Below are 24,751 nucleotides of genomic sequence, written 5' to 3'. Positions count from 1 at the left end.
AACCGCGCCTCATGAGCCGCGATCGCCTCCGATGCCTTGCGGGCACTCGAGTCACTGACATTGGCCTCTCTGAAAGCCGCGTGGACTTCAGAATCATCGTTGTCATCCGGCCTCCGACGGGTACAAATTACCCGGTAATCTGAGAAGATATCCTACCCAGCGCCAAGGTATTCAGGTGATGATGGGTCAATGGCCGCGCATCATATAGCATCAAAGACTGGGTTCACCATCGTATCTACCTCATTCGCTCGGATAAGGTGTTGATTGCCCTAAGCCCGGCAGGCTTGGTGTCAAACGGGTCGGCCTTAAAGCCGCCCCGTTTGACTGCGTAGGGTTGTGCCGGGATTCAGCTCCCGATCCCGCCGATTGCCAGGTATTTGATCTCTAGATAATCCTCGATCCCGTACTTCGACCCTTCACGCCCCAGCCCGGATGACTTCATCCCGCCGAACGGAGCCTCCGCAGTCGAAATGATCCCCTCATTGGCGCCGATAATACCGTATTCCAGCGCCTCGCTGACGCGGAAGACGCGCCCCACGTCGCGGGCATAGAAGTAAGCCGCCAGGCCGAACTCGGTATCGTTGGCCAATCGGATCGCTTCCGCTTCGGTCTTAAAGCGGAACAGCGGTGCCACCGGCCCGAATGTCTCCTCACGGAAGATCATCGCCTCATGCGGCACGTTCGCCAGCACCGTCGGTTCGTAGAAATTGCCGCCGAGTCGGTGCTTCTTGCCGCCGGTCACCACCGAAGCTCCCAGCGACAGTGCGTTGGCGACATGCTCCTCAACCTTCTTCACCGCATCGGAGTTGATCAGCGGCCCCTGGCTGACCCCGTCCTCCATGCCGTTGCCGACCTTCATCGCCTCCACCGCGGTCTTCAGCTTGGCGGAAAACGCGTCATACACCCCGTCCTGCACCAAGATGCGGTTGGCACAGACGCAGGTCTGCCCGGTGTTGCGGAACTTGCTGCCCATGGCACCCACCACCGCGGCATCCAGATCGGCGTCGTCGAACACGATGAACGGCGCGTTGCCGCCCAGTTCCATGCTGGTCTTCTTGATCGTTGGCGCGCACTGCGCCAGCAGCTTGGCGCCAACTTCGGTCGAACCGGTAAACGATAGCTTGCGCACCAGCGGGTTCGACGTCAGCTCGCCGCCCATCGCCGACGATCCGCCGGTCAGCACGTTGCACACCCCCGCCGGCATGCCCGCACGCTCGGCCAGCACCGCGATTGCCAGCGCTGAGAACGGCGTCTGTGAAGCCGGCCGGATCACTCCGGTGCAGCCCGCCGCCCAGCCCGGACCGGCCTTGCGGGTTATCATCGCCGCCGGGAAGTTCCACGGTGTGATCGCGGCGAACACACCAATCGGCTCCTTCATCACCAGTATGCGGCGGCCTTTGGCGTTTTGCGGGATGGTGTCGCCATAGATCCGCTTGGCTTCGTCGGCGAACCAGTCGATAAAGCTGGCGGCGTAGACGATCTCGCCCTTGCTTTCGGCCAGCGGCTTACCCTGTTCAGCGGTCATGATCATCGCCAGGTCGTCGGTATTCGCCAGCATCAGATCGGACAGCTTGCGCAGGATCGCGCCGCGCTCTTTCGCCAGCGCGGCGCGCCAAGCGGGGTAGGCCTTGTTAGCCGCCTCGATCGCGCGACGGGTTTCGGCAGCGCCCATGTTGGGCACCTCGCCCACCGCTTCGCCGGTGGCGGGGTTTTTCACCACCATGGTCTGGCCACTGTCGGCCTCCACCCATTTACCGTTCAGGTAGTTCGCCTGACGGAACAGCGTCGGGTCCTTCAGCGGCAGCGGCGAGACTGAGTTCAACATGGTCGGTTCCTCCTTTCCCTTGGTTGCCCGAAACATGGGGATTGCCGCGTTCGCTGTTCAGGGGTGGGCGGAGTCCGGCCGCTGCGACAGGCGTGCGGTTTCTTCCGGGCCTCACCCCGCCGCGCCATGCTGCCTCCCGCCGGACTATGCCGCCGCCCGCGCCTTGGCCGCGAAGCGTTCAAAGCGGAAAGCAGCCGGGTCCACCACCGGCTGCGCTCCCATCACCAACTCCGACATCAACCGCCCGGCACCCGGCCCGATGCCGAAGCCGTGCCCGGAAAACCCGCTCATCAGAAAGAACCCCGGCACCGCCCGCACCGGCCCGATGACCGGCACGGCATCCGGAGTGGTATCGATCAGCCCGCCCCAGCTTGCCGCGATCCGCGCGTCCGCGAAGGCCGGAAATGCGCGGATCAGGTTGACTTTGCTCTCCTCCACGATTGCCGGGTTGGGGGCCGGATCCAGCACCCGCATCGCCTCGAACGGACTGGCCTGGTCCAGCGCCCAGCGCCGCGGAATGCGCCGTTCCTCCTGGAAGCGGCCAAACAGGCGGATACGGTATTCACGCCTGGATTGGAGCATGGTCGGCAGGAACCGCGGCAGCAGCCGGAAGCTGTCGGGCACCAGGTGAGCCTCGTTGGCATTGCGCCGAGCCACCGTGTAGCCGCCGTCCCGGCGCTTGCGAAACGCGAAGTCCGGGCCGGCCACGGCCATCTCTGGAGGCCCATTCAACGGCTGCGTCCGCATCACTGACCCGAGCACTTTCAACTGCGGAAAATCGATCCCCATGTTGCCGCAGAACAGCCGCGACCATGCCCCGCCGGCCAGCACCGCCGCATCGCAGCCGATGGCGCCGCGTTCGGTGACGATGCCGCTGATCCGTCCGGCCTTGGTCTCGATGCCTCGCGCCGCGCACTGGGTGACGATCGTTGCCCCCAGCCGCCTGGCCGCCTGCGCCATCAGCGGCACCGCCCGTTGCGGCTCCGCTCGGCCATCGTTCGGAGTATGCAGCGCGCCGGCCCAGCGCCGGCTCGACCCGGGCAGCATGGCATCGACCTCGTCGGCCGAAAGGATGCGGCTTTGCACCTGCCACTGCCGCGCCTGGTCCAGCCAGGCCTCGTACCCGGCAACCTCGGCTGGAGTATCGCAAAGATAGCACGCCCCGGCGCGCTGGAAGCCGACCTCGTCGCCGACCAGCCGGTCCATGCGGTCCCACAGCCGCAGGCTTTCCAGCGCCAGCGGCACCTCGGCCTGGGCGCGCCCCTGGGTCCGGCAGAACCCCCAGTTGCGGGAGGATTGCTCGCCGGCCAACCGACCCTTTTCCAGCAGCACCGCCGACACGCCTTTTTCCGCCAGCGCCAGCAGGGTGCTGACTCCGGCGATGCCGCCGCCGATAATCACCACGTCGGCGCGCGGCGGGAGCTTGGCATCGGTTTCTACGTCGATGAGTTCCGGCACCATGCTAGGTTTCTCCGTCCCAAGCCCTGACATCCAAGCCGGGCCTGCCATCGCCAAGCCTGCCATCGCCAAGCCTGCCAAGCGGTTGCGGCCGCGCCAATGGGCAATACTATGCAGGCGAACCTGGAAGAGGGGAAAGACCCATGCTTCGGTCAGCTTTTCGCCGCGTCCGGGGCTTGTGCCCCCGAAGGTTGCGCCCCACGCGAAACTTGCCTCGCGCCCGACCCTTGCGTGGCGCTTGGGCCTGCGTTTGGCTCTGCGGCTTCGTCCTGGCAGCCGCAACCACCGTGTTTGCCCAGGGTGGCGGCCCGCCAGCCAGCAGTTCGCCGACGCTGCAAGCGGTCCGTGCCCGCGGCGCGTTGCTGTGCGGCACCGGCGGCGAAATCCCCGGCTTCTCGATGATCGACAGCGGCGGCATCATGCGCGGAATCGATGCCGATTACTGCCGAGCGGTCGCGGCGGCCACCCTGGGCGACGCCAACAAAGTAAAGTGGGTGTCGCTGACGGCGCAGAACCGCTTCACCGCGCTGCAATCCGGAGAGGTCGACCTGCTGGTGCGCAACACCGGCTGGTCACTCACCCGGGAATCCAGTCTCGGGCTTGAATTCGCCGGAGTGAATTTCTGGGACGGCACCAGCATCATCGTGAAAACCGCGTCGGGCGTGAAGTCGGTCAAGCAGTTGGGGGGCGCCTCGATCTGCGTGCTGCCCGGCACCTCGACAGAGCTAGACCTGGCGGATTGGGCGCGGTCCGAAAACATCGCTTACACCCCCGTGCTGATCGGCAGCCTGAGCGAGATCCGCCAGGCGTTCCTATCCGGCCGCTGCGATGCCTACACCTCCGACAGTTCGCAGTTGGCCGGCTTCCGCTACATGCAGGGTGCCAAGGCGGGCGAGCTGACCATCTTGCCGGAGGCGATCGGCATCGGCCCCAGCGGCGCCATGGTACGCAAGGGCGACGACAAATGGTTCGACATCGTACGCTGGACCCATTTCGCCACCGTGGTTGCCGAATCGCTGGGCGTTTCCAGCACCAATATCGATAGCTTCAAGGATACCAAGAACCCCGACATCCGTCGCCTGCTGGGGCTGGAGAGCAACCTCGGCCGGTCACTCGGCCTGGATGACGCCTGGGCCGCCAGGATCATCCGCCAGGTCGGCAACTACGGCGAGCTGTGGCAACACGACATCACCCCGCTCGGTCTGGACCGCGGCCGCAACGCGCTATGGACCAAAGGCGGCCTGCAGTTCGCCCCGCAGCTTCGCTAGGCTCGGGAGGCAATCATGTGCGGCAGGTTCACTCAGCACTACACCTGGCAGCAGGTCCACGCCTTCCTCAGCCTGCTCGGATCAGCGCGGAACCTGCGTCCCCGCTACAACATCGCGCCGACCACGCCGGTCGATGTGGTGCGCCTGGATCGGGACGGAAAGCGCGAGTTGGTCTCGATGCGCTGGGGCCTGATACCGTTCTTCTGGACCAAGCCGTTGAAAGACCTCCCCGCCACCTTCAACGCGCGGGCCGAAAGCGTGCACCAGCGACCGATGTTCCGCTACGCCTTCAAGCAGCGCCGCTGCATCATTCCCGCCAGCGGCTTCTACGAATGGACCGGCGGCAAAGCCGACAGGCAGCCACACCTGTTCAGCCCGGCCGATGGCTCGCCCCTGCTTGCCTTCGCCGGTCTGTGGGAGCGCTGGCGCCAGCCGGACACCGCCGAGGACATCCTCTCCTGCACCATCATCGTCTCCGGCGCGAGCGAATGGATGGAGCCGTATCACGACCGCATGCCTATCCTGCTCCGGGAGCTGGATTTCGACGCCTGGCTGAACGGCAGCCTCGGACCCGAGGCCCTGCAACCCGCCGCCGAAGCGGCCTTGCAACAATGGCCGGTCTCAAAGCGGCTGAACAGCACCCGAGCCGACGCCCACGGCGTCACCAATGCCGACGACGATCCCACCATCATCGAGCGCGCCGCCTGACCTTCCGATATCCCGTAACGTCTTGCCTACTGAATCAGTCTGCGTGTGGGTCCCGATGCCGACCACCACCCCCGCTTGTCCCGGATGCCCCGATCCGATCACGCCGTTTCATCAGATCGCCCCGGCCACCTCATGACCGCCGTGCCAGATCATCGACAGCGCGACGTACAGCACGATCAGCAGCCCGATCCAGGCGATCCAACGCTGTCGCTGCAACAGGCGGGCGATCAGCCCGGCCGCCAAGCCCATCATCCCGACCGAGATCAACAGCCCGACAACCAGCACCCACAGCCGACCATGCGCCGCGCCCGCCACGCCAAGTACGTTGTCCAGGCTCATGGAAATGTCGGCGAGAACGATTTGCGCCATTGCCTGACGCAACGTCTTGCTGTCATTGCCCTCGCCGGCGACACGGGGCGGCCGACGCAGCTCGCGAAACATCTTCCAGCACACCCAAAGCAGCAGCACGCCGCCGGCGAGCAACAATCCGATCAATGCCAGCAGCCGCATCGCCACCGCCCCCAGCGCGATCCGGATCACCGTCGCGGCGCCGATCCCCAGCAGGATCGCCGGCCGCCGCTGCCGCTCCGGCAACCCCGCCGCCGCCACGCCGACGACGACCGCATTGTCCCCGGCCAGCGCCACGTCGATCATCACCACCTGACCCAGCGCGATCGCCTGGTCGATCGCCTGAGCCGCCAGATCCTGCGTCCAATCCATGCTTGCCTTCCGCTGAGCCGGGGTTTAGCTCGTCCATTCCGCCGGATCGACAGGGCAGCGATGATTCCGCGATATTCAAGACCCGAAATGGCGGCGATCTGGGCGCCGGAGAATCGCTACCGCATCTGGTTCGAGATCGAGGCGCTCGCCGCCGAAGCCATGGCCCGCATCGGCGCCATTCCCCAGGACGCTGCCCGCGCCATCCGCGACAAGGGCGCCCCCAAGCTCGCCGCCATCAACGCCGCCGATATCGAGCGGATCGACGCGATCGAACGCGAAACCCGCCATGACGTCATCGCCTTCCTGACCTGGCTGGCCGAGGCGATCGGCCCCGAATCGCGCTTCGTCCACCAGGGCATGACCAGCTCCGACGTGCTCGACACCACATTGTCGGTGCAATTGACCCAGGCGGCCGACATCCTGCTGGCCGACATCGACGCCGTGTTGGCCGCACTGAAAGCCCGCGCGCTGGAGCACAAATACACCCCAACCATCGGCCGCAGCCACGGCATCCACGCCGAACCGACCACCTTCGGCCTGAAACTGGCCGGGCACTACGCCGAGTTCGCCCGCAACCGCGACCGCCTGGTCGCGGCGCGCAAGGAAGTCGCCGTCGCTGCCATCAGCGGCGCCGTCGGCACCTTCGCCCACCTCGACCCCAGCGTCGAGCAATACGTCGCCGAACGACTGGGCCTGACCCCGGAGCCGGTCTCCACCCAAATTATCCCGCGCGATCGCCACGCCGCCTTGTTCTGCACCCTTGGCATCATCGCCAGCGCCATAGAGCGGCTCGCCACCGAAGTGCGCCACCTGCAACGCTCCGAGGTGCGAGAAGCCGAGGAATACTTCCATCCCGGCCAAAAAGGCTCCTCGGCGATGCCGCACAAGCGCAACCCGGTGCTCAGCGAGAACCTCTGCGGCCTGGCGCGGATCGTGCGCTCCGCCGTGGTGCCGGCGCTGGAGAACGTGACGCTGTGGCACGAGCGCGACATCAGCCACTCCTCAGTGGAACGCGCGATCGGGCCGGATACCACGGTGACACTCGACTTCGCCCTGATCCGGCTGGCCGGGATGATGGAAAAGCTGCTGGTCTATCCGCAACGCATGCTCGCCAACCTCGAAAGCCTCGGCGGCGTGGTGCATTCGGGCGAGATCCTGCTGGCGCTGACCCGGGCCGGCATATTGCGTGAGGACGCTTACCGGATCGTGCAAAGCTGCGCCATGGCGACGTGGACCCGGCTGGGCACGCCGGAAGGTCTTTCGTTCCGCGCCAACCTTGCCGCCGACCCCGACGTGGCGCGCATGGTCAGGCCAGCCGACCTCGACGCCGCGATGGACCCCGCACTGCATCTTGCCTCTGTCGATCGGATTTTCGACCGCGTGTTCGGATAGACTGCGCCCCCCCCGGCATGCCCAAGATATCCGCCAAGATCCCGAAAACCGCCCTCGTCACCGGTGGCGCCCAACGTCTCGGACGCGCCATCGTGCTCGAACTCGCGCGACGGGGCTTTGACGTCGCTATCCACTACAACAGCAGCCGCCAACAGGCGGACGAAACCCAAAACGAAGTCCGCGCCATCGGACGGCACGCCGTCATCCTGCAGGCCGACCTGGCCCAAGAGCCGCAATCCCAACAACTGATCTCCCGCGCCGCCCAGACGCTCGGGCCGATCGGCGTGCTGGTCAACAACGCCAGCCGCTTCGACCGGGACGAATGGCAAGATGTGTCCCGAACCTCCTGGGACGCCCATATGGAAACCAACCTCCGCACCCCCTTCGTGCTGACCCAGGCGTTCGCTCACGCCCTGCCGCCTGGGTTCGAGGGCGTCGTCGTCAACATGATCGATCAGCGCGTCTGGTCGCTTACGCCGCATTTCGTTTCCTACACGGTCTCCAAGGCCGGCCTGTGGGCGCTGACCCAGACCATGGCACTGGCACTGGCTCCGCGCATCCGGGTCAACGCGATCGGGCCCGGCCCGGCACTGCCCAGCCCCAGGCAAACCGCCGCCCAGTTTGCCGATCAAGCCGGATCGGTGCCGCTCGGCCATGGCACCAGCCCAGCCGAGGTAGCCCGCGCGGTCATCGCCATCCTCGGTCTGCCGGCAATGACCGGTCAGATGATCGCCCTCGACGGCGGCCAGCATCTGCAATGGGCAGCGGTGCCCAACGCAACCGGACCGCAGGAGTGAAACCGCCCGGCACCAGCCTTTTAGGTCCGGGTCTGCGCCATGTCTTCGTGCGCGACATGGTGGTTTCCGCCAGCGTCGGCATCTACCCGCACGAGCACCGGGACCGCCAGCGGGTTCGTATCAACGTCGATCTCGCGGTCATCGACGACAACGCCCTGGCCGGGCAGATGGTCGGTGCTGACGAACTCGCCCGGGTGGTGAACTACGAGAAGATCGTCGCCTCGGTGCGGGCGATCGCCGGGTCCGGCCATATCCGCCTGGTCGAGACTATGGCCGAACGCATCGCCGAGGCTTGTCTCGTCGACACCCGCGTCAGGATCGCCCGGATCCGGGTCGAAAAGCTCGATATCTTCGCCGATGCGGAATCCGCCGGCGTCGAGGTCGAACGTCAGCAGCCTGACGCATAGCGCATGAGCGTGGCTTGGGTGGCACGCTCGGTGCGACAAGACGTTCCAAGCCGGCGCGATTCCCGCCGGTGATCGCTCGCACATTCGTCTCCATCGCCGCATCACTGACCGCGCGCGAGCCGCTCATCCATCGCCAGATACTCCGCCGAACGGATCGCTGCCGCCAACTCCGGCACGCTCGCCATCGCCGCCCGTGAACCGTCCTGCAGCCCGGCCAACGCGGCCCGCACCGCCGCAACCGTCGCGGCCAGGATCTCCTGCGGATAGATCACCATCTTGATGCCGATTGCAGCCAGCACATCGTCCGCCGGCTTGAAATGCTTGCCGCCCGGGTTGGTCACCGCGATCGCCGGCCGCCCCTGGCAAGCCTCGACCGAGGCCCGCATCTCGGCCTCCGAACCGGGCGAGTCCAGGAACATGTCCGCCCCCTCGGCCACGAAGTCCTGCAGCCGAAGCAGCGCCTCGTCGAACCCGCGCGACGTCCTGGCATCGGTCCTTGCCAGCAGCAGCAAGCCGGCCTCCCGCGCCGCCGCCACCGCGGTGCGGCAGCGCAACCGGGCTTCGGCTCGGTCGACCACCAACTTGGCACCGTTGTTGCCCAGTTGCCGCGGCCATTGCTTGTCCTCGATCAGCACCGCCGCTGCGCCGACCTTGGCGTAACCCAGGACCGTCTTGCGAACCGCGATCGCGTTGCCGTAGCCGGTGTCGCCGTCCGCCAGCCATAGCAGCTTCGGCGCGGCGGTGATCATCGCCTCGACCGCGTCGCGCATCTCGGGGAAGGTCAGCAGATCCATGTCCGGCATCGCCAGCCGCGTGGCGTGGATCGATGAACCGGAGGCAAAGGCGATGTTGAACCCGGCCTGTTCGATCAATCGAGCTCCCAGGCCATCGCCGCAGCCCGGCACGACCTGCAACCCCGGCCGCTGCAACATTGCCTTCATGGCTTCTGCCTGTGGACGCATCGAGTAATCCTTGCCAGTTGAGGATGGGTAAAGCCCGACCGCGGCCGGCGTGGGCGCAACGAACGCCTCGTGCCTCCCCGATCCGCTTCAGGATCCGGGGTCGATCCAGCCGATGTGTCCATCGTCACGCCGATAGACCACGTTCAGCACGCCGGACGCGCTGTTGCGAAACATCATCACCATCTGATCCGCTAGGTCCATCCGCATCACCGCCTCGCCCACCGAAAGGCTGGCGATCTCGGTCTGGGTCTCGGCCACCACCGTGGCATAGGCTTCATCCAGCGTGCGGCCATCCGTCGCGCCGTGGTCGGCGCCATTCGGCGCCTCCTGAAGGATGTATTGTCGCGCCGCCTCGGGACGGTCGCGCTGGGCAAGGTCGCGGTGATGGTCGTTGACCCGCCTGCGATAGCGCCGCAGGCGCTTGGCGATATGCTCCGCCGCGTCGTCGAACGCGGTGTTGGCGTCCGCCGCCTCGCCCTCGCCGCGCAACTGCAGCCCTCGGCCGGCATGAACGTTTATATCGCAGGTGAAGAAACTTCGCGCTCGGCTGAAGGTAACGCTCGCTTCCAGCGCATGGTCGAAATATTTGCTGGCAATGGTGTCCATCTGGGTGGACACCCTGATCCGCAACGCATCCGACAAATCGACTTGTTTGCCGGAGACCGTGATCTGCATCATTTTCTCCCGACCGGTTCAGGCCGACCAGGACGATTGACCGGGGTCCCGGCGGCCAGCGGTATTTGGGCACGCTGCGGGCGGTGGTGTCCACCAGGGATAATCTTCTCGCCGAAACTGATGACGGGGGGCGCTCCCGTGGCAACCGGCAGGCCTGACGCTCGGCCCGGAAATTCCAGACATAATCGTCGCCAGACGACGAATAAACCGCTGATTTAACGAGCGTCCGGCCCCCCACCGTCGGGGCGCCCCTCTATTCTCATCCGATCGCCGGCGATGAGTAGGCAGGACTTGGAACCCTGCGGCGAACGCAAGGCAGCGTCACGTCCGAAGCATGAGCGCGGCTGGCGGCAGACCATCCGCTCGTCGTCGCACATCATGGACCGGTTCCCACGCCGACGAGGCGTCCACCCACGGTCCGCCCATACATCGACGAAGCGGAATTGTGAAACCGTTCGCGGGTCTCCTGCACCGACCCGATGAACCTCGGATCCTGCGGGCGTTCATGACTGTCCATGAACATGGCCACGTCCCACGCATCCTGATCGCTGAGGCTACCGCCGAGACCCAGTGGCATGTTGGCCTTGACGAACCCGGCGGCGTTGGTGACCGACTCCATGCCGGCGCCCCAATTATACGATTGCGCGCCCCACAGCGCCGGAAAAACCATTTGTCCCGCCGCCGACTGGCCAGCACCGTCAGCGCCGTGACAGAGCACGCAACGCTGCTGGTAAACCTGTTCGCCGCGGGTATAGTCAGGTGCCGAGGCGGGCTTCGACAGCTTGGGATAGCCGCGTCCTTGCAAGGTCTCGCCGACCGGAGCGCCGCGCGCCAGCCAGGCCGAGTAGCTTTCGAGCGCGACCAGGACCTTGTCGCCCAACGGCGGCGCCTTGCCGTTCATGCTGTACCGAAAACACCCCTGTATGCGCTCGGCGAACGTATTCACATGACCGTTCTTCGCACGATACGCGGGAAATGCGACCCAGGCCGCCCAGAGCGGTGACGCGTTGGCCAGCCGTCCGGCATCGATGTGGCAGTTGCTGCAAGCCAAACGGTTGCCGACGAATTGTGGCGCCGCCTGTGCCGGATGGCGGAAGATCTCTTCGCCAAGGCTGATCATCTGGCCAAGCTGCGTCCGCGGAATCGAATCCTCCGGCGGCGGCCGGAACGCGGAGGACCGCACCGAACCGTCCTGTTGACCCGGTGCGGGGGCGCCATTCGCTGAACCGGCCACGGGCGCTCTAGTCAGGGACGCTGCGTCGGCCATGGCAACCGGGGGCGCCGGCGACGCGGCCGCCATTGCCTCGCCTGCTTCGCTGCCCAGCACCGGCGGCGGACGGGACAGCAACAGGCCGAGCGCTACGAACGCCAGGGCAATTGCCGGAAGCGACGGCCAACGGCTCATGATCCGGCGTTCCTCATGTCCCGGCACCCCTCATGGTGTTGCCCCCCCGATGGCGCCGCTCTTGATGGAGGTGCTTTGGGGCGTGACCTTCATGGACGCAAAATATCCAGCCACCGCGGCAATATCCTCATTCGACAATCGCCCCGCCACGGCCGCCATCAGGCCAAGCGGACCGGGCGGCCGGGTGGCGGTTTTCCAGGCCTGTAGCTGCGCTTCGATGTAGCGCGCCGGCAGCCCGGCGAGCGGGGGAAACGCCGGGCTGATACCGGCCCCGCCGGGTCCGTGGCATTGCTCGCAGCCTGGCAATTGCTCCGACCAGCGGCCGCGCAGCGCCAGCCGCGCACCAAGGCTGCCTGCCGCCGCGTCCGGCGCCCCCACTCCAGGCGAGGGCAAGCTGCTGAAATAGGCCGCGACGGCTGCCCGCTCGGCAACCGGCAGCGATTGTGCGATCGACAGCATGATCGGGTTACCGCGGCTTTTGTCGGCGAAGGCATCGAGCTGCTCGACGATATACGATGCTCCGAGACCAGCCAGCCGAGGGCCGCCGATAGCGGCGTTGCCTTCGCCCTGGGCACCATGGCAGGTCGCGCATGGCGCGAGACGATCGTTGCCTTTTTGTGCGATCGTCGCGCCTGCGTCCGGCGCGGCAGCGGCTTCCGCACGCGCCCCGCCGGCCATCGTGGCGACAAGGCCAATGACCGCAAGCAAACAACGGCGCGCGACCGGTCGCCCAACCAAGGCAGGGCGGGAATGCCTCCCCCACATTCGATAACCTCCGTGGCGACGATAGCGCGAAGTCGCCTACCCGTCACCTGAGGCCGCGCATTGCCAGCGCCTTGGACGTTCCGTCCGCCACGCTCTAATGAATGGATGCTATCCGGAGCGGCCGCCATCCTGCCGCGAGCGCATGCGATAGCACGGAGGAGAAGAGACCATGCCAGTCGTATCCGACCGCCGCGCCGCACTGAAGGGTCTGGGGATCGCCGCCGGGGTAGCGGCCTTGCGACGCCAACCGGCCAAGGCTGCCGAATCGGGCAAGGCTGGCGAACCGGCCAAGGCTGGCGAGCCGGCTGCATCCTTGGTGCCACACGGGTCCACCGCCTTGACGGAGCTGATACACAAGGTCGCCGCGGCGCCGCGGCGACGCGACTTCAAGACGGTGCCGATGATCCTCAACGCCCCGGACCAGTGGGATCACGAAGCCCTGTCCGAGATAATCGCCTACCAGCCGAAGACCAAGCAGGCGTGGGACTGCACCGACATCAAGGGACCCTGGCTCAACCTGATCCGCAACGCGGTGAACGCGCAGGTCTGGTCGTTCCGTCATCCGGACTTCCTGGCGGTGACCACGGTGCACGGCACCGCCCAGGTCGCGCTCTACGATCAGCCGATGTGGGACAAATATCAGCTCGCCAAGCTCGCCGGTGGCGGTTTCAAGACCAACACCCTGATGCTGCCGGAAGCGGCTGGTTCGGCCGATTCCTCGGCCTACGAGAACGCCGCCGGCGCGTTCTCGGCGGAGGATAACGACATCCCCGCGCTGCAGCGCCGAGGCGTCATGTTCCTGTCTTGCCACAATGCCATCTGGGAACAGGCCGGCCGTCTGATCGCAACCGGGGTCAACCCCGACAAACTGTCCCAAGAAGCTTTGGCCGCCGAACTGACCAACCATCTGATCCAAGGTGTCGTGCTGACCCCGGGGGCGGTCGGTACCTTGCCGGAACTGCAACAGGCCGGGTTCCACTACGTCTATGCAGCGTAGGCGCATGAAGCTCGCGTTTGCGGGCGCCCTCGCGGTCGCCACGGCACTGGCCGCGCCTGCTGGCGCACAGACACCGGATCACGGCTGGCAGGGCCACGCCGAGGCGCCGCGCTACCAGGGCGCGGTGTTCCCGCCCTGGCAGCACGGTGCCAACAACGACGCCGTAAAGCGCGGTTTCGACATCACGGTCCCCGAGGCGGACAGTCTTGCCGACTTCCACGGCGACCTCACCGACCCGAAGCTGGTGCTTTATGTCGGCGGCAACTATTTCTTCGCTATGGCACCGCTGGTCGCCGCGTTCGAGACGGCGGATGCCGAATACAAGGGCCACGTGTTCTGGGAGACGCTGCCGCCGGGCTTCCTCGAAAAGCAGATGCAGGCTGGCGGCACTGTCACCTCGGGCAATATGACTTGGACGGTACGAGCGGATGCCTACTTTGCCGGGCTGGTCAAGGTGCGCCAAATGATCGGCCAGGGGGTGCTCACCGGTCCGGCTATTCCTTATGCGACCAACACGCTCGCCATCATGGTGGCGAAGGGCAACCCGGCGCACGTCACTGGCCTCGCCGATCTCGGCAAGCCCGCGATCCGGCTGTCGATGCCGAACCCCGCTTTCGAGGGCATTGCCCGTCAAATACAGGCCTCGCTGGCGAAAGCCGGAGGCCAGGCGCTGGCTGATATGGTCTATCGGACCAAGGTCGCGGATGGCAGCACCGTCCTTACCCACATCCATCATCGCCAGACGCCGCTTTTCCTTATGCAGGGTGTCGCCGACGCCGGAGTGACCTGGCAATCCGAGGTGGTGTTCCAGCAACAGGCGGGCCACCCGATCGAACAGGTGACCATTCCCGCAGCCCAGAACACCACCGCGATCTATGCCGGCGCCGAGGTGAAGGGCGCTATGCACCCCGAAGCGGCGCAGCGCTGGCTTGCTTTCATACGCTCGCCCGCCGCCCTGGCGATCTTCGAACGATACGGCTTCAAGCCCTACGTCGCCGCGTCGCGGTAGCTTGACGGGTCTGGGGCTGGCTACGCGGGAACGACTTTTTCCCGCCGCCGCTGGACCGAGTTCGGAATTCGCAACGCCTCGCGGTACTTCGCCACCGTCCGACGCGCGATTTCGACGCCTTCGTCGCGCAGCATGGTGACGATTGCATCGTCGGACAGGATATCGGCCGGCGGCTCCGCCTCGATCAAGCCGCGGATGCGGTGACGCACCGCCTCGGCGCTGTGCGAATCGCCGCCATTGGTGCCGTGGATCGCCGTGGTGAAGAAATACTTCAGCTCGAACGTGCCGCGCGGTGTGGCGATGTACTTGTTTGCCGTCACCCGGCTGACGGTGCTTTCGTGCAGTTCGACCGCCTCGGCGATGTCGCGCAGGATCAGCGGCCGCAGGAACGCCACGCCCAGGCGCAGGAAGCCATCCTGCTGGCGGATGATCTCCGCCGCCACCTTCAGGATGGTCTGCGCGCGCTGCTGCAGCGACCGCACCAGCCAGTTGGCATTCGCCAGCCGCTCTGTTAGGAAAATCTTCTCGTCCTTCTTCGCCCGCGGCGCGACCTTGGCGTAGAATCGCTCGTTCACCAGCACGCGGGGCATGGTTTCCGGGTTCAGTTCGATGATCCAACTATCGTCAGGCAAGTGGCGCATCAGCAGGTCGGGCACCACCAGTTGCGGCGGCGTCATGTCCCAGGTCGCCGCCGGTTTCGGATCCAGCGCCTTGATCTCGCAGACCATGTCGGCCAGGTCCTCGGCATCGACGCCGCAGAGTGCCATCAGGCGCCGGTTCTCCCGCCTGGCCAGCAGATCGAGGTTGTCCAGCAGCGCCTGCATCGCAGGGTCGAGCCGGTTGCGCTCGGCCAACTGCGCCGCCAGGCACTCCCGCAGGTCGCGCGCGAACAGACCCACCGGATCGAACCGCATCATCCGCGCGCGGACCTGCTCTACCCGGTCCAGCGGCAGCCCCATCGCCCGCGCGATCGCCACCGGATCGGCGGTCAGACGGCCGGCGGGGCAGAGCAGGGCGATCAGATGCGCCCCGACCATCCGTTCCACCGGATCGGTGAAGTTAAGCCGCAATTGCTCACCCAGGTGATCGCGCAGCGAACGATCGTCACCGGCGAAATCGTCGATGCCGCGATCGTCGTGCTCGAAGCCATGGCTGCCGCCGCCGCCGTCCATGCGTCCCACCAGCGGCGCACCATCGCCCGCCCCGCCGGGATCAAATACCTCGGCATGTTCGGCATCCAGCGGTGAGCCGGCATCCGCCGGCAAGGTGTCCGACCGGGCAGCGTCGGCGGAATCCACCTCCGCCGGGGCACGCAGCGCGATCTGATCCGGCGCTGCCCGTTCCCCCACCGGCGGGTCGGCAGCGCCGTCCCTCTCCAGCAGCGGGTTGCGTTCTAGTTCCTCCTCGACGAAGGAATTGACCTCGATATTGGAGAATTGCAGCAATTTGATTGCCTGACGCAATTGCGGCGTCATGACCAGGGTCTGGCTTTGGCGCAGGTCGAGACGGGGGGCAATCGCCATGGTCGGCGATTATCTAGTCATTCCGCGCGCGGTCAATCGGTTTCAGCAAAATCTATGCAAAAAGCGTGCAACCGTATGCGCAAATTCGTGCCAAAGCCGGTAAAATCTTACAAGCTGAACTTTTCTCCCAGATACACCCGCCTCACATCTTGGTGAGCCACCACTTCACCAGGCTTTCCCTCCATCAGCACCTGTCCGTCGTGCATGATGTAGGCGCGGTCGATGATATCCAGGGTCTCCCGCACGTTGTGGTCGGTGATCAGCACGCCGATGCCGCGGTCCTTCAGGTGCTTGACCAGGTCGCGAATTTCGCCGACCGCGATCGGATCGATGCCGGCCAGCGGTTCATCGAGCAGGATGTAGGACGGCTGCGTGGCCAGGGCTCGGGCGATCTCGACCCGCCGGCGCTCACCGCCGGACAGCGCCAGGGCGGGCGTGCGGCGCAGATGGCTGATGCCGAATTCGGCCAGCAGTTCGTCCAGCATCATGTCGCGGGTGGCAGCGTCGGGTTCGATCACCTCCAGCGCCGCCATGACGTTCTGCTCGACGTTCAGGCCGCGGAACACGCTGGCCTCCTGCGGCAGATAGCCGATGCCCAGACGGGCGCGGCGATACATCGGCAACCGGGTGATATCGGCGCCATCCAGGCTGATCGTCCCGGTGTCGGGCCTGACCAGGCCGACGATCATGTAGAAGGTGGTGGTCTTGCCGGCGCCGTTCGGCCCCAACAGTCCAACCGCCTCGCCGCGGCGCAAGGTCACCGTGACGTTGCGCACCACCGGGCGGCCCTTGTAGGTCTTGCCCACGGCGCGAGCGGTCAGGCCGCCGTCGCCGGTCACCACCTTCAGGCCGCGAGTCGAAACCTCGCGAAGCGGCCGCGTGCCGTCGATCATGTTCATGGTGTCCGCCGCTGCGGCGGCTGGTTCGGCGCCTTGCCGCCGGCCGCAGCCGCTGGATCATTGCTCAAGGACTTGTTGCTGTCGTCGTTCGGCACCACCAGACCGTGCACGCGGCCGCTTTTCTGCGACACCAGCGTCGCGATTCCGGTCTTCATGTTGACGTCCGCCTCGGCACCGTTCAATTGGCTCTGCCCGCGGGTAATCCGCACATTGCCACCGAGCCGAGCCATGCCGGTATCGGGCACGTAGACGCCACGGTCGCCGGTCACGGTATCGGTTGGCGTGCGGATCGATACGTGGCCGAAAGCCTCGACCCGCTGCAGTTTGCCGGACGCCGCCAGCGGGTCATTGGCGGCAACCCTGGTCGCGGTGGCAGCCGCTGCGGGCCTGGCCGTCGCCGTGCCGGTGGCCGAAGCCGGATTGTCGGTGGTGTAGGCCACCAGCGTGTCGGCAGCCACCCGTTTTGCGTCACTGGTCACCACCACCGCATCGCCCCTCGCCACCGCCATGTGCCGCTGCGGCCAATACTCCAGGTCATCGCGCGCGGTTATGACGTTGTTCGGAGTGCTCAGCTTGAGGTCTTGCCCGGTCATCACCAGGACCGACTGATCGAGGTCGTAGACCGCCTTGTCGCCTTGGCCCCGGTCGGTGGCGGTGAAGATGCGGACATGGCCCGCTGCCTGTAGGCGATAGATCTCGTTGCCCTCGGTCGACGGGTCGCCGGTCAACCCCGACGCCGGAGCGGTCTGCGCTGCTGGCGTTGCACCTTTTTTTCGATACCACGCGGTCAGCGTATCGGCGGTCACGGTCACCGCGCCGCGCACCGCGCGGGCATCACCGCGGGCGATGACTTCCTGTTCGTTCTGTCGCCATTCCAGCCCGTCGGTGGCGGTTATATCGATCGGACCGCCATGCGTCAGATCAAGCTGCTGCGCCGCGGCGGGCAGCATTGATGCCAGCCCGTTCAGGCAGAGCAGCGCGGCGGCGGCCGGAACCAGTTTCAATTGTCGGCACCGTTCAGCACAAGATGCGCGGGACCTGGAAAATCGATCGCCGCGCCCTTGTCCATCAAGGTAAAGCCCTGTGCGTCCAGAACCCCGAACGGACCTTCGGCATGCACCGGCTGCGACCCCGCCGCGGCGCCGGCCTTCATGTCGATCGACGCACTTTCGGTGCGCATGATGGTGCCGTCATCGCGATACAGCGTCACGTCCTGGGCCAGATCGAGCTGATTGAGGTGCTGCATATAGATACCTCGTTTCGAATTCAGCATCAACCAGGTTCCGTTCTGCAGCGTGATGTCCCCTTTAGGCATCGTCAGGCCTACCCGATCGGGGTCGATCTGGCGGGCGGTGTCGGCGGTGATGGTGTAAGGCCGGCCTTTCTCATCCACGCCGTTATAGCGGGCACCGAGCAGCCTGCCGCCATCGACCTCGCCGGATATGTGGTTCATCGACAACCGTGCGCGCGTGGTCGCGTCGCGGATTTCGGGATACAACGCGATCGACCCGAGCAGCCCCATTGCCGCGATCGGCAACGCCCATTTGGTCAGTGTGATCAGGAGGCGCCGCCGAGCAATCCGGCGCGGCGCCGGCGGTAAACGATCCCGCGGCCCCGAACCACCCAGCAGGTAGCCTCCGGTGCGCCCCGCGGTGGGCCCGTCGAGATGTCCTTCGCTTTGTCCCGGGAGGGGTCCGCTTGGCCCGGTCAAGGGCGCTGGCCGCGCGCTCATGATGGTTTCACCATGCTTATGCCAGCCCCGCTCGCAGCAGGTCGTGCACATGCAGGATGCCCGCTGGCCGACCCCCCGCGTCCACCACGAACAGCGTGGTGACCGGCCGTTCATGAGAGTTCATCGCGTGCAGCGCCTCGACCGCCAGGGCATCCGGGCCGATGGTCCGCGGCGACAGCGTCATGACGTCGCCGGCGGCACGCATCAGCAAGTCCGGCCCCATGGATCGCCGCAGATCCCCGTCGGTGATGATGCCGCTCAACACACCGTCCGAGCCGACGATGCCTAGACAGCCGAAACGTTTTTCCGTCATCCGCACCAACGCGGTCGCCATGGTCGTCTCCGGGGAACCAAGCGGCATCGCCTCGCCGGCATGCATCACATCGCGCACTCGGCGCAGCCTGGCACCGAGCCGACCGCCGGGATGGATCTGGCGGAAATCCGCGGCCGTAAATCCACGCCGCGTCAACAACGCGACGGCGATCGCATCCCCCAGCGCTACTTGCATGGTCGTTGAGGTGGTGGGGGCGAGGCCCATTGGACAGGCCTCGGCGGCTTTCGGCAGGATTAAAGCGACGTCAGCCGACCTCGCCAACGTCGAATCCGGCCGCGCGGTGATCGCGACCAAAGGCAGGGCGAAACGGCGGCTGTGAGCCACCAGGTCGGCGAGTTCGGCGGTCTCGCCGGAGTTCGACAGCGCCAGCAGCGCGTCGCCCGCGACGATCATGCCCAAGTCACCGTGCGAGGCCTCGGCCGGATGCACGAACAAGGCAGGGGTGCCGGTCGAGGCCAGGGTGGCCGCGATCTTGCGGCCGACATGGCCGGATTTCCCCATGCCGGAAACGACCACCCGTCCACTGGCGGAGGCCAACCGTTCGATCGCCTGGCCGAACCGATCCCCCAGCCCGGCGGCGAGCGACAGCAGGCCGGCTGCTTCGGTGTTCAACACCTCGCGCGCGACCTCTAGGTCCGAATTGAGGCGTTCTGGCTGGATGATGGAATGGTCCAAGATACGTCGTCTTCCGTGTGCTTCGTGGCATTTCTATGGGCCGGCGCGGCGCGCCGGGTCAACCGCGCAGTGTTATCAAAGCGTTACGTCCAAAAATTATTCACGGCCAAAAAGATCTACCTGGGAGGATGGTTAGCAGCGGTTCGTGGCAACAATCCGACATCGCCCCTGACGGTGGCGGTCGCGGCTTAGGTTGGTCCGGACCGGTCAGGGGATTCCCTACTGACCCGAGCGCCGATCGCTCCGACGGGCCGGGGCCGCGGTCAGTGCGCGAATAGATCGGGATCCTCGTAGCCCAGCAGGTCGAGCCGCGCTCGGGTCGGCAGGAAACCGAAGCAGGCCTCCGCCAGCGCCAGCCGATCCTCGCGGGTCAGGATCGCCTCGAGCTTCGCCCAAAGCGCGTGCAGGTGCAGCACGTCGGACGCGGCGTAGCCAAGCTGGTCAGAGCTCAGCTCCATCGCACCCCAATCGGACGACTGCTGCTGCTTCGACAGTTCGATGCCCAGCAATTCCTTGCACAGGTCCTTCAACCCATGGCGGTCGGTGAAGGTCCGGATCAGCTTCGAAGCGATCTTGGTGCATTTCACCGGGCTGACCGAGATGCCCAGGGAGTACTGCAGCGCGGCCACGTCGAAGCGGGCGAAGTGCATCAGCTTGATCACCCCCTGATCGCTCATCAACCGCTTCAGGTTCGGGCAATCAAAGCCGCGCCCGCCGCGTTCGGCAGGGATGAGCTGCACCATATGGGCATGGCCGTCACCGCCCGACATCTGCACCAGGCAGAGCCGGTCGCGGTGCGGGTGCAGCCCCATGGTCTCGGTATCGACCGCCACCACCGGGCCGAGCGTCAGGCCTTCCGGCAGATCGTCGCGATACAGATGAAGGGTGCCGTTCGGCATGAACTGGGTAATGCTCATGAGTTAGGTTGGTGCCCAGGAGAAGACTCGAACTTCCACGACCTTGCGGCCACAGGTACCTGAAACCTGCGCGTCTACCAATTCCGCCACCAGGGCAACCGCCTGCCCGCGTCGGACGCGCACAGCGATAGGGCGCGCGATGTAGCCCCGGGAAGGCGCCGCGTCAACCAGTTCCGTACGCTAGATGTCCATCCGGTCCCAGCGGCGGACGAATTTACCGCACCGGGCCCGGACCGGTCCCATATTGAGGCCGACACCACCCGCGTCGTATCAGACCGCGCGGAAAGGAGGCTGTGCAATGGCGACGCGGCGCGTGGCGACGATTTTCGGCGGTTCGGGGTTCATCGGCCGCTATGTGGTCAAACGCCTGGCCCAGCAAGGCTTCATCGTGCGCGTGCCGTCGCGGCAGCCGGAAGCCGCGCTGTTCCTCAAGCCGATGGGCGCGGTCGGGCAGATCGTGCCGCTGTTCGCCTCGATCGGCAACGAGGCCACGGTGCATCGCGCGGTCGAGGGCGCCGAGGTCGTGGTCAACCTGGTCGGCGCGCTGACCGAAAGCGGCGCTGCCTCGTTCCAGGCGGTCCACACCGAAGGGTCGGAACGCATCGCCCGTCTGGCCGCCGCAAGCGGGGTCAGCCAACTGATCCAGATCTCCGCCATCGGTGCGGATCCGAACAGCGCCAGCCGCTACGCCTCTAGCAAGGGGCGGGCCGAACAGGCGGTGCTGGCGGCGTTCCCGCAAGCCACGGTCATGCGGCCGTCGCTGGTGTTCGGCATCGAGGACAAGTTCTTCAACCGCTTCGCCGAGATCGCCAGACTTGCGCCGATCATGCCGGTGATTTCGGGCGACACTAAAATGCAGCCGGTCTACGTCTGCGACGTGGCCGATGCGGTGATGGCAGCGCGGGCCTCATCCGCCGCCCAGGGCAAGGTTTTCGAACTCGGCGGCCCGCGGGTTTGGACGTTCCGCGAAATCCTGGCCTATATCCTCAAGGCAACCCGGCGCGAGCGGAGGTTGGTGGATATTCCGATGGGCCTCGCACGGCTGCAGGCATCGATCCTGCAACACGTGCCCGGCAAGCCGCTGACGCCGGATCAATTGCTGATGCTTTCAAGCGACAACATCGTCTCGCCCGGAGCGCTCGGACTTGCCGATCTGGGCATCACGCCGACCCCGGTGGAACTGGTCGTTCCTGGATTTCTCAGTCGCTTCCAACCCGGCGGCGGACGCCGCCCGACGATCCCGACGCCACTGGAACGGTAGTGATCTGCACGGGCCGCCCGATCAGGCCGGCTTTTTTCGCATTAGAAACGCATTCATCGAACTTTTCGCCTCGGCCGAACCGTGGGCGGCGGCAACCGCGCGGATGCCTTGCTGAACGGCGTCGGCGATCGACATTCGTTCCCAGTCGCGGATGAGTTCCTTCTGCGCCCGGATGGCATCGGGGCCGGCGTTCAGGATGGCGGCGACCCAGTCCTCGACCGCATCGTCAAGCTTGTCCGGCGCCGCAACACGCTCGACCAGATGGCACGCCCTGGCTTCGTCGCAGTCGATGTGGCGGCCGGTGAAGACCAGCTCGCGCGTCTTGCCCCAGCCGATCAGTTGCGGCAGCAGGCAGGCCTCCATGCCGGAAGGCAGCCCGAACAGCACCTCGGGCATGCCAAACCTCGCGCTGTCGGCGGCAGCGCGCATATCGCAAGAGGCGGCGATCTCCAGCCCGGCACCCAGGCACCAGCCGTTGATCCGAGCGATCACCGGCACTGGGGTGCGGCGGATCGCCTCGCAGACGCGATGGGTGAGCGCGGGGCCCTCGGACGCATCATGACGCACGAACGTCGACATTTCCTTCAGGTTGGCGCCGCCGATGAAGGATTTGCCGCCGGCGCCGGTCAGGATCACGACGCGCAGGCCATCGATCCGGGAAACCCGTTCGATCGCCTCGGCCAGTTCGCGCTTGCCGCTGTTGCCTAGGGCGTTGCGCTGCTCCTGGTTGTCGACGGTGACCGTCGCAACCAGCCGGCCGTCGGTCGCGGTCTTGATCATCGGCGGCGACGCAGCACCGCATCCTTGATCAGCGGCATGCGGTCGTTGCCAAAATACATGTCGTCGCCGCCGACGAAGATGGTGGGCGAGCCGAAGCTGCCGCGATCGATCGCCTCCTGCGTGTTGGCGCGAAGTGTATCCTTGACCGGTTGCTGGTCGATGGCGGTGAGAAGCTTACCCGGATCGATCGCCAGTCGGCCGCAGATCTCGCTAAGGACCGGTGTCTGGGAGATGTCCTGGTCGTCGGTCCAATACGACTTGAACGCCTCGCGGGCGAACGCGACAAGTTTGCCTTCAGCTTCCAGCACGATGCAGGCGCGCATGGCCTTGACGCTGTTCACCGGAAACACCGACGGCCGATAATGGATCGTCAGGCCGAGATAGCGGGCCCAATCCTGCTGGTCCTTCTTGCTGTAAGCGGTTTTCGCCGCCACCGGCTTGTCGCGGGAGTTATAGACACTCTGGTTGACCGCGTTGAACACGCCGCCGACCAGGAACGGACGCCACTGGATCGTCACGTCGATTTCCTGCTGCATCCGCAGCAATGATTCGAATGCAAAATACGTCCAGGGGCTGGAGCAGTCGAAGAAGCATTCAAGTTCCGCCATGGTTAAGTCCCCGTTTGAGTGGTCGCGGCCGTGCAATCGTTACGCAACAGGGACAGGCCGAGCGCGCTGGTTGTACATGATTTTGGCGCGGCGTTGCTGTTCCTCGGGCGGCAGTTTCGATGTGTCCTGGGAAAGGTCAGCCCCAACCGCCATGCCGCGCTGGACCGCCGGACGGGCCGCGAGTTCTTCCCGCCAGCGCTTCACGTATTTGAATTCCTCGATGTCCTGGCCTTGGATTTTCCAATTCACCGTCCACGGGTAGGAAATCATGTCGGCGATGCTGTATTCATCGCCGCCGAGGTATTTGCATTCGTATAGACGGTTGTTCAGCACCCCATACAGTCGGTTGGCTTCATCGGTGAACCGGCGCACGGCGTAGGACTGGTCACCCTGTTTGTCGCCAAGTCTGCGGAAATGTCCGCATTCGCCCAGCTTGGGGCCCTGGTTGGCCATCTGCCAGATCAGCCACTCGGTCACCTTGTATTTGCCGCGCAGGTCTTGCGGGTAGAAGCGTCCGACCTTCTCGGCCAGGTACAGCATGATGGCGCCGGATTCGAAAATCGCGATCGGCTCGCCGCCGCCGGCCGGGGCGGTGTCCACCATCACCGGCATGCGATGATTCGGGTTCATCTTCAGGAAGTCGGGAGTGAACTGGTCGCCGCGGCCGATGTTGACCGGGACGATGTTGTAGGGAATCGCTGCCTCTTCCAGCAGGATGGTGACCTTCTTGCCGTTCGGCGTGGGCCAGTAGTGCAGGTCGATCATGGCGTTGGTTCCTCTCGCTTATGCTTGGGGTCCACGATAGCGCGTGCCGCCGGTTTGGGCCAATAACGGTTGACGGGCGTGGCACGGGCCGGTCTGATGGCAGCTGGTAACCGGCTGGGTCCTGACCGTGGCGTCCTGCTCGACTGACATCGTTTTGCTGCACAGTTCCGATCTTCATGTCGACGACGATCCGCACCAGGGTCCCTATGGACAGGATGGCACGACCGGTCTGCGCCTGGTGCTGAACGCCGCCAAGGCGCACCACGCCGATTACGTCCTCCTGGTGGGCGATATCTTCGACAGCAACCGCCAGTCCGCCGCCATCATCGAGCAATGCGTCGCGCTGCTGAACGACGTCGCCAGGCCGGTGATCGTGTTGCCGGGAAACCATGATCCGCTGACACCGGACTCGGTGTGGCGACGTGGCGGCCTGAACCAGCTTGCCCATGTCCATATCATCGGCGTGACGGATGACCTGACGGTGCGGTTTCGCGCCCACGATCTGGAAATCTGGGGACATCCGCACGTCGATTACAGCAACATGGTGCCGCTGCGCGATCCGCTGCCGCGCAGCGCGCGCTGGCACGTGACCCTGGCGCACGGACATTACGAGGACGACGGTGTTCCCCCACTGCGGCCGTCCTGGCTGATCAGCAACGCCGAGATCGAGGCGACGCGCGCCGACTATCTGGCCCTGGGACACTGGAACCGAGCCGCGGCCGTCGGCACCGGAACCACTGTGCCGGCGTACTACTCGGGATCGCCGGATCTGGCCAAGACGGTCAACCTGGTCCGGCTCCGCGCGGACGGTGTGGTCGAGGTTCGCCGCCAATCGCTCGACTGGGATTAGCCGCTCAGCCGAGGGGCGA

Annotated in this window: 25 protein-coding genes and 1 tRNA gene; 9 read left to right on the top strand and 17 right to left on the bottom strand. The window is 65.7% G+C overall.

The features are described from left to right. Window positions 1-346: 346 nt before the first annotated feature. Both ACQY4T_RS23310 and ACQY4T_RS23305 read right to left on the bottom strand, forming a co-directional pair. On the bottom strand, window positions 347-1,825 hold the full coding sequence (locus ACQY4T_RS23310) for an NAD-dependent succinate-semialdehyde dehydrogenase (protein ID WP_428535537.1): 1,479 nt from the start codon (window positions 1,823-1,825) through the stop codon (window positions 347-349). A 144-nt stretch (window positions 1,826-1,969) separates the two neighbouring features. Next, window positions 1,970-3,286, bottom strand: a complete 1,317-nt coding sequence (locus ACQY4T_RS23305; protein WP_428535535.1) for an NAD(P)/FAD-dependent oxidoreductase — start codon at window positions 3,284-3,286, stop codon at window positions 1,970-1,972. Window positions 3,287-3,510: 224 nt separating this feature from the next. Between ACQY4T_RS23305 and ACQY4T_RS23300 the strand changes: the two genes are divergently transcribed. Together ACQY4T_RS23300 and ACQY4T_RS23295 are read left to right on the top strand one after the other, a co-directional pair. After that, on the top strand, window positions 3,511-4,551 hold the full coding sequence (locus ACQY4T_RS23300) for an amino acid ABC transporter substrate-binding protein (protein ID WP_428535533.1): 1,041 nt from the start codon (window positions 3,511-3,513) through the stop codon (window positions 4,549-4,551). 15 nt (window positions 4,552-4,566) lie between these two features. Beyond that, window positions 4,567-5,259: an SOS response-associated peptidase gene (locus ACQY4T_RS23295; RefSeq protein ID WP_428535531.1), complete on the top strand. Its 693-nt coding sequence runs from the start codon at window positions 4,567-4,569 to the stop codon at window positions 5,257-5,259. A 111-nt stretch (window positions 5,260-5,370) separates the two neighbouring features. Here the strand turns inward: ACQY4T_RS23295 and ACQY4T_RS23290 are convergent, their stop codons facing one another. Further along, the gene (locus ACQY4T_RS23290; RefSeq protein ID WP_428535529.1) at window positions 5,371-5,979 is read right to left on the bottom strand and encodes a YjbE family putative metal transport protein; all 609 of its coding nucleotides are present in this window, start codon (window positions 5,977-5,979) and stop codon (window positions 5,371-5,373) included. A gap of 60 nt (window positions 5,980-6,039) precedes the next feature. Between ACQY4T_RS23290 and purB the strand changes: the two genes are divergently transcribed. Genes purB through ACQY4T_RS23275 form a run of 3 tightly spaced genes read left to right on the top strand, consistent with a single transcriptional unit; the run spans window position 6,040 to window position 8,575 of the window. Beyond that, entirely contained in the window at window positions 6,040-7,371 is a 1,332-nt protein-coding gene (gene purB / locus ACQY4T_RS23285) for an adenylosuccinate lyase (RefSeq protein ID WP_428535527.1), read from the top strand. 17 nt (window positions 7,372-7,388) lie between these two features. Further along, the gene (locus ACQY4T_RS23280; RefSeq protein WP_428535525.1) at window positions 7,389-8,168 is read left to right on the top strand and encodes an SDR family oxidoreductase; all 780 of its coding nucleotides are present in this window, start codon (window positions 7,389-7,391) and stop codon (window positions 8,166-8,168) included. Next, window positions 8,165-8,575, top strand: coding sequence for a dihydroneopterin aldolase (locus ACQY4T_RS23275; protein WP_428535523.1), 411 nt, complete (start codon window positions 8,165-8,167; stop codon window positions 8,573-8,575). Before ACQY4T_RS23280 ends, ACQY4T_RS23275 begins: the two co-directional genes overlap by 4 nt. A 101-nt stretch (window positions 8,576-8,676) precedes the next feature. On the opposite strand, the gene ACQY4T_RS23270 is transcribed toward ACQY4T_RS23275, so the two are convergent. The 4 genes from ACQY4T_RS23270 to ACQY4T_RS23255 all read right to left on the bottom strand — a co-directional run bounded on the left by ACQY4T_RS23270 (window position 8,677) and on the right by ACQY4T_RS23255 (window position 12,325). Continuing rightward, window positions 8,677-9,537, bottom strand: coding sequence for an isocitrate lyase/PEP mutase family protein (locus tag ACQY4T_RS23270; RefSeq protein WP_428535521.1), 861 nt, complete (start codon window positions 9,535-9,537; stop codon window positions 8,677-8,679). Between the two features lie 87 nt (window positions 9,538-9,624). Further along, window positions 9,625-10,212 (bottom strand): ribosome hibernation-promoting factor, HPF/YfiA family, encoded by a 588-nt coding sequence (hpf, locus tag ACQY4T_RS23265; protein WP_428535519.1) that lies wholly within the window; start codon window positions 10,210-10,212, stop codon window positions 9,625-9,627. A 376-nt stretch (window positions 10,213-10,588) separates the two neighbouring features. Continuing rightward, window positions 10,589-11,617 carry a c-type cytochrome gene (locus ACQY4T_RS23260; protein WP_428535517.1) on the bottom strand — a complete coding sequence of 343 codons (1,029 nt, stop codon included), beginning with the start codon at window positions 11,615-11,617 and terminating at the stop codon, window positions 10,589-10,591. Between the two features lie 30 nt (window positions 11,618-11,647). Further along, on the bottom strand, window positions 11,648-12,325 hold the full coding sequence (locus ACQY4T_RS23255) for a c-type cytochrome (protein ID WP_428535515.1): 678 nt from the start codon (window positions 12,323-12,325) through the stop codon (window positions 11,648-11,650). Window positions 12,326-12,551: 226 nt separating this feature from the next. Here ACQY4T_RS23255 and ACQY4T_RS23250 point away from each other — a divergent pair, with 226 nt between their 5' ends. Further along, the gene (locus tag ACQY4T_RS23250; RefSeq protein ID WP_428535513.1) at window positions 12,552-13,379 is read left to right on the top strand and encodes a transcriptional initiation protein Tat; all 828 of its coding nucleotides are present in this window, start codon (window positions 12,552-12,554) and stop codon (window positions 13,377-13,379) included. A gap of 4 nt (window positions 13,380-13,383) precedes the next feature. Beyond that, window positions 13,384-14,388, top strand: a complete 1,005-nt coding sequence (locus tag ACQY4T_RS23245; protein ID WP_428535511.1) for a substrate-binding domain-containing protein — start codon at window positions 13,384-13,386, stop codon at window positions 14,386-14,388. A 20-nt stretch (window positions 14,389-14,408) separates the two neighbouring features. Here the strand turns inward: ACQY4T_RS23245 and rpoN are convergent, their stop codons facing one another. The 7 genes from rpoN to ACQY4T_RS23210 form a co-directional block, all read right to left on the bottom strand. After that, window positions 14,409-15,911: an RNA polymerase factor sigma-54 gene (gene rpoN / locus ACQY4T_RS23240; RefSeq protein ID WP_428535509.1), complete on the bottom strand. Its 1,503-nt coding sequence runs from the start codon at window positions 15,909-15,911 to the stop codon at window positions 14,409-14,411. Between the two features lie 107 nt (window positions 15,912-16,018). After that, the gene (gene lptB / locus ACQY4T_RS23235; protein WP_428543043.1) at window positions 16,019-16,804 is read right to left on the bottom strand and encodes an LPS export ABC transporter ATP-binding protein; all 786 of its coding nucleotides are present in this window, start codon (window positions 16,802-16,804) and stop codon (window positions 16,019-16,021) included. A gap of 2 nt (window positions 16,805-16,806) precedes the next feature. Beyond that, complete coding sequence (locus ACQY4T_RS23230; RefSeq protein WP_428535507.1) at window positions 16,807-17,814, bottom strand: LptA/OstA family protein; 1,008 nt, start codon at window positions 17,812-17,814, stop codon at window positions 16,807-16,809. After that, window positions 17,811-18,542, bottom strand: coding sequence for an LPS export ABC transporter periplasmic protein LptC (gene lptC / locus ACQY4T_RS23225; RefSeq protein ID WP_428535505.1), 732 nt, complete (start codon window positions 18,540-18,542; stop codon window positions 17,811-17,813). The genes ACQY4T_RS23230 and lptC overlap by 4 nt, the downstream gene beginning before the upstream one ends. 16 nt (window positions 18,543-18,558) lie before the next feature. Next, window positions 18,559-19,551: a KpsF/GutQ family sugar-phosphate isomerase gene (locus tag ACQY4T_RS23220; RefSeq protein WP_428535503.1), complete on the bottom strand. Its 993-nt coding sequence runs from the start codon at window positions 19,549-19,551 to the stop codon at window positions 18,559-18,561. Window positions 19,552-19,814: 263 nt separating this feature from the next. Further along, window positions 19,815-20,468: a ribonuclease D gene (locus tag ACQY4T_RS23215; protein ID WP_428535501.1), complete on the bottom strand. Its 654-nt coding sequence runs from the start codon at window positions 20,466-20,468 to the stop codon at window positions 19,815-19,817. A 9-nt stretch (window positions 20,469-20,477) separates the two neighbouring features. Further along, a tRNA-Leu gene (locus tag ACQY4T_RS23210) sits at window positions 20,478-20,564 on the bottom strand. A 202-nt stretch (window positions 20,565-20,766) separates the two neighbouring features. Between ACQY4T_RS23210 and ACQY4T_RS23205 the strand changes: the two genes are divergently transcribed. Next, window positions 20,767-21,729 carry a complex I NDUFA9 subunit family protein gene (locus tag ACQY4T_RS23205; RefSeq protein WP_428535499.1) on the top strand — a complete coding sequence of 321 codons (963 nt, stop codon included), beginning with the start codon at window positions 20,767-20,769 and terminating at the stop codon, window positions 21,727-21,729. A gap of 21 nt (window positions 21,730-21,750) precedes the next feature. Here the strand turns inward: ACQY4T_RS23205 and ACQY4T_RS23200 are convergent, their stop codons facing one another. The 3 genes from ACQY4T_RS23200 to ACQY4T_RS23190 are packed head-to-tail and all read right to left on the bottom strand — an operon-like array spanning window position 21,751 to window position 23,882. Then, window positions 21,751-22,509 carry an enoyl-CoA hydratase-related protein gene (locus ACQY4T_RS23200; RefSeq protein ID WP_428535497.1) on the bottom strand — a complete coding sequence of 253 codons (759 nt, stop codon included), beginning with the start codon at window positions 22,507-22,509 and terminating at the stop codon, window positions 21,751-21,753. Next, window positions 22,506-23,117 carry a 2-hydroxychromene-2-carboxylate isomerase gene (locus ACQY4T_RS23195; RefSeq protein ID WP_428535495.1) on the bottom strand — a complete coding sequence of 204 codons (612 nt, stop codon included), beginning with the start codon at window positions 23,115-23,117 and terminating at the stop codon, window positions 22,506-22,508. The genes ACQY4T_RS23200 and ACQY4T_RS23195 overlap by 4 nt, the downstream gene beginning before the upstream one ends. A 39-nt stretch (window positions 23,118-23,156) precedes the next feature. Continuing rightward, window positions 23,157-23,882 carry a glutathione S-transferase N-terminal domain-containing protein gene (locus ACQY4T_RS23190; RefSeq protein ID WP_428535493.1) on the bottom strand — a complete coding sequence of 242 codons (726 nt, stop codon included), beginning with the start codon at window positions 23,880-23,882 and terminating at the stop codon, window positions 23,157-23,159. Between the two features lie 127 nt (window positions 23,883-24,009). On the opposite strand from ACQY4T_RS23190, the gene ACQY4T_RS23185 reads away from it, so the two are divergent. Further along, window positions 24,010-24,732, top strand: a complete 723-nt coding sequence (locus ACQY4T_RS23185) for a metallophosphoesterase family protein (protein ID WP_428535491.1) — start codon at window positions 24,010-24,012, stop codon at window positions 24,730-24,732. Window positions 24,733-24,751: the final 19 nt, after the last annotated feature.

This window comes from Rhodopila sp. (assembly GCF_965277825.1).
Classification (GTDB): domain Bacteria; phylum Pseudomonadota; class Alphaproteobacteria; order Acetobacterales; family Acetobacteraceae; genus Rhodopila.
The sequence above is the reverse complement of the archived record's forward strand: the minus strand, read 5'-3'. Positions and strand labels throughout refer to the sequence as shown.

Excerpts from the sequence above, each read along its gene's own strand:
- ACQY4T_RS23245 (WP_428535511.1), top strand. The coding sequence starts at position 13,384 with ATGAAGCTCGCGTTTGCGGGCGCCCTCGCGGTCGCCACGGCACTGGCC.
- lptC (WP_428535505.1), bottom strand. The coding sequence starts at position 18,542 with ATGAGCGCGCGGCCAGCGCCCTTGACCGGGCCAAGCGGACCCCTCCCG.
- ACQY4T_RS23290 (WP_428535529.1), bottom strand. The coding sequence starts at position 5,979 with ATGGATTGGACGCAGGATCTGGCGGCTCAGGCGATCGACCAGGCGATC.
- ACQY4T_RS23280 (WP_428535525.1), top strand. The coding sequence starts at position 7,389 with ATGCCCAAGATATCCGCCAAGATCCCGAAAACCGCCCTCGTCACCGGT.
- ACQY4T_RS23260 (WP_428535517.1), bottom strand. The coding sequence starts at position 11,617 with ATGAGCCGTTGGCCGTCGCTTCCGGCAATTGCCCTGGCGTTCGTAGCG.
- ACQY4T_RS23195 (WP_428535495.1), bottom strand. The coding sequence starts at position 23,117 with ATGGCGGAACTTGAATGCTTCTTCGACTGCTCCAGCCCCTGGACGTAT.
- ACQY4T_RS23270 (WP_428535521.1), bottom strand. The coding sequence starts at position 9,537 with ATGCGTCCACAGGCAGAAGCCATGAAGGCAATGTTGCAGCGGCCGGGG.
- hpf (WP_428535519.1), bottom strand. The coding sequence starts at position 10,212 with ATGCAGATCACGGTCTCCGGCAAACAAGTCGATTTGTCGGATGCGTTG.
- ACQY4T_RS23305 (WP_428535535.1), bottom strand. The coding sequence starts at position 3,286 with ATGGTGCCGGAACTCATCGACGTAGAAACCGATGCCAAGCTCCCGCCG.
- ACQY4T_RS23310 (WP_428535537.1), bottom strand. The coding sequence starts at position 1,825 with ATGTTGAACTCAGTCTCGCCGCTGCCGCTGAAGGACCCGACGCTGTTC.
- ACQY4T_RS23205 (WP_428535499.1), top strand. The coding sequence starts at position 20,767 with ATGGCGACGCGGCGCGTGGCGACGATTTTCGGCGGTTCGGGGTTCATC.
- rpoN (WP_428535509.1), bottom strand. The coding sequence starts at position 15,911 with ATGGCGATTGCCCCCCGTCTCGACCTGCGCCAAAGCCAGACCCTGGTC.
- purB (WP_428535527.1), top strand. The coding sequence starts at position 6,040 with ATGATTCCGCGATATTCAAGACCCGAAATGGCGGCGATCTGGGCGCCG.
- ACQY4T_RS23250 (WP_428535513.1), top strand. The coding sequence starts at position 12,552 with ATGCCAGTCGTATCCGACCGCCGCGCCGCACTGAAGGGTCTGGGGATC.
- ACQY4T_RS23215 (WP_428535501.1), bottom strand. The coding sequence starts at position 20,468 with ATGAGCATTACCCAGTTCATGCCGAACGGCACCCTTCATCTGTATCGC.
- lptB (WP_428543043.1), bottom strand. The coding sequence starts at position 16,804 with ATGATCGACGGCACGCGGCCGCTTCGCGAGGTTTCGACTCGCGGCCTG.
- ACQY4T_RS23190 (WP_428535493.1), bottom strand. The coding sequence starts at position 23,882 with ATGATCGACCTGCACTACTGGCCCACGCCGAACGGCAAGAAGGTCACC.
- ACQY4T_RS23295 (WP_428535531.1), top strand. The coding sequence starts at position 4,567 with ATGTGCGGCAGGTTCACTCAGCACTACACCTGGCAGCAGGTCCACGCC.
- ACQY4T_RS23200 (WP_428535497.1), bottom strand. The coding sequence starts at position 22,509 with ATGATCAAGACCGCGACCGACGGCCGGCTGGTTGCGACGGTCACCGTC.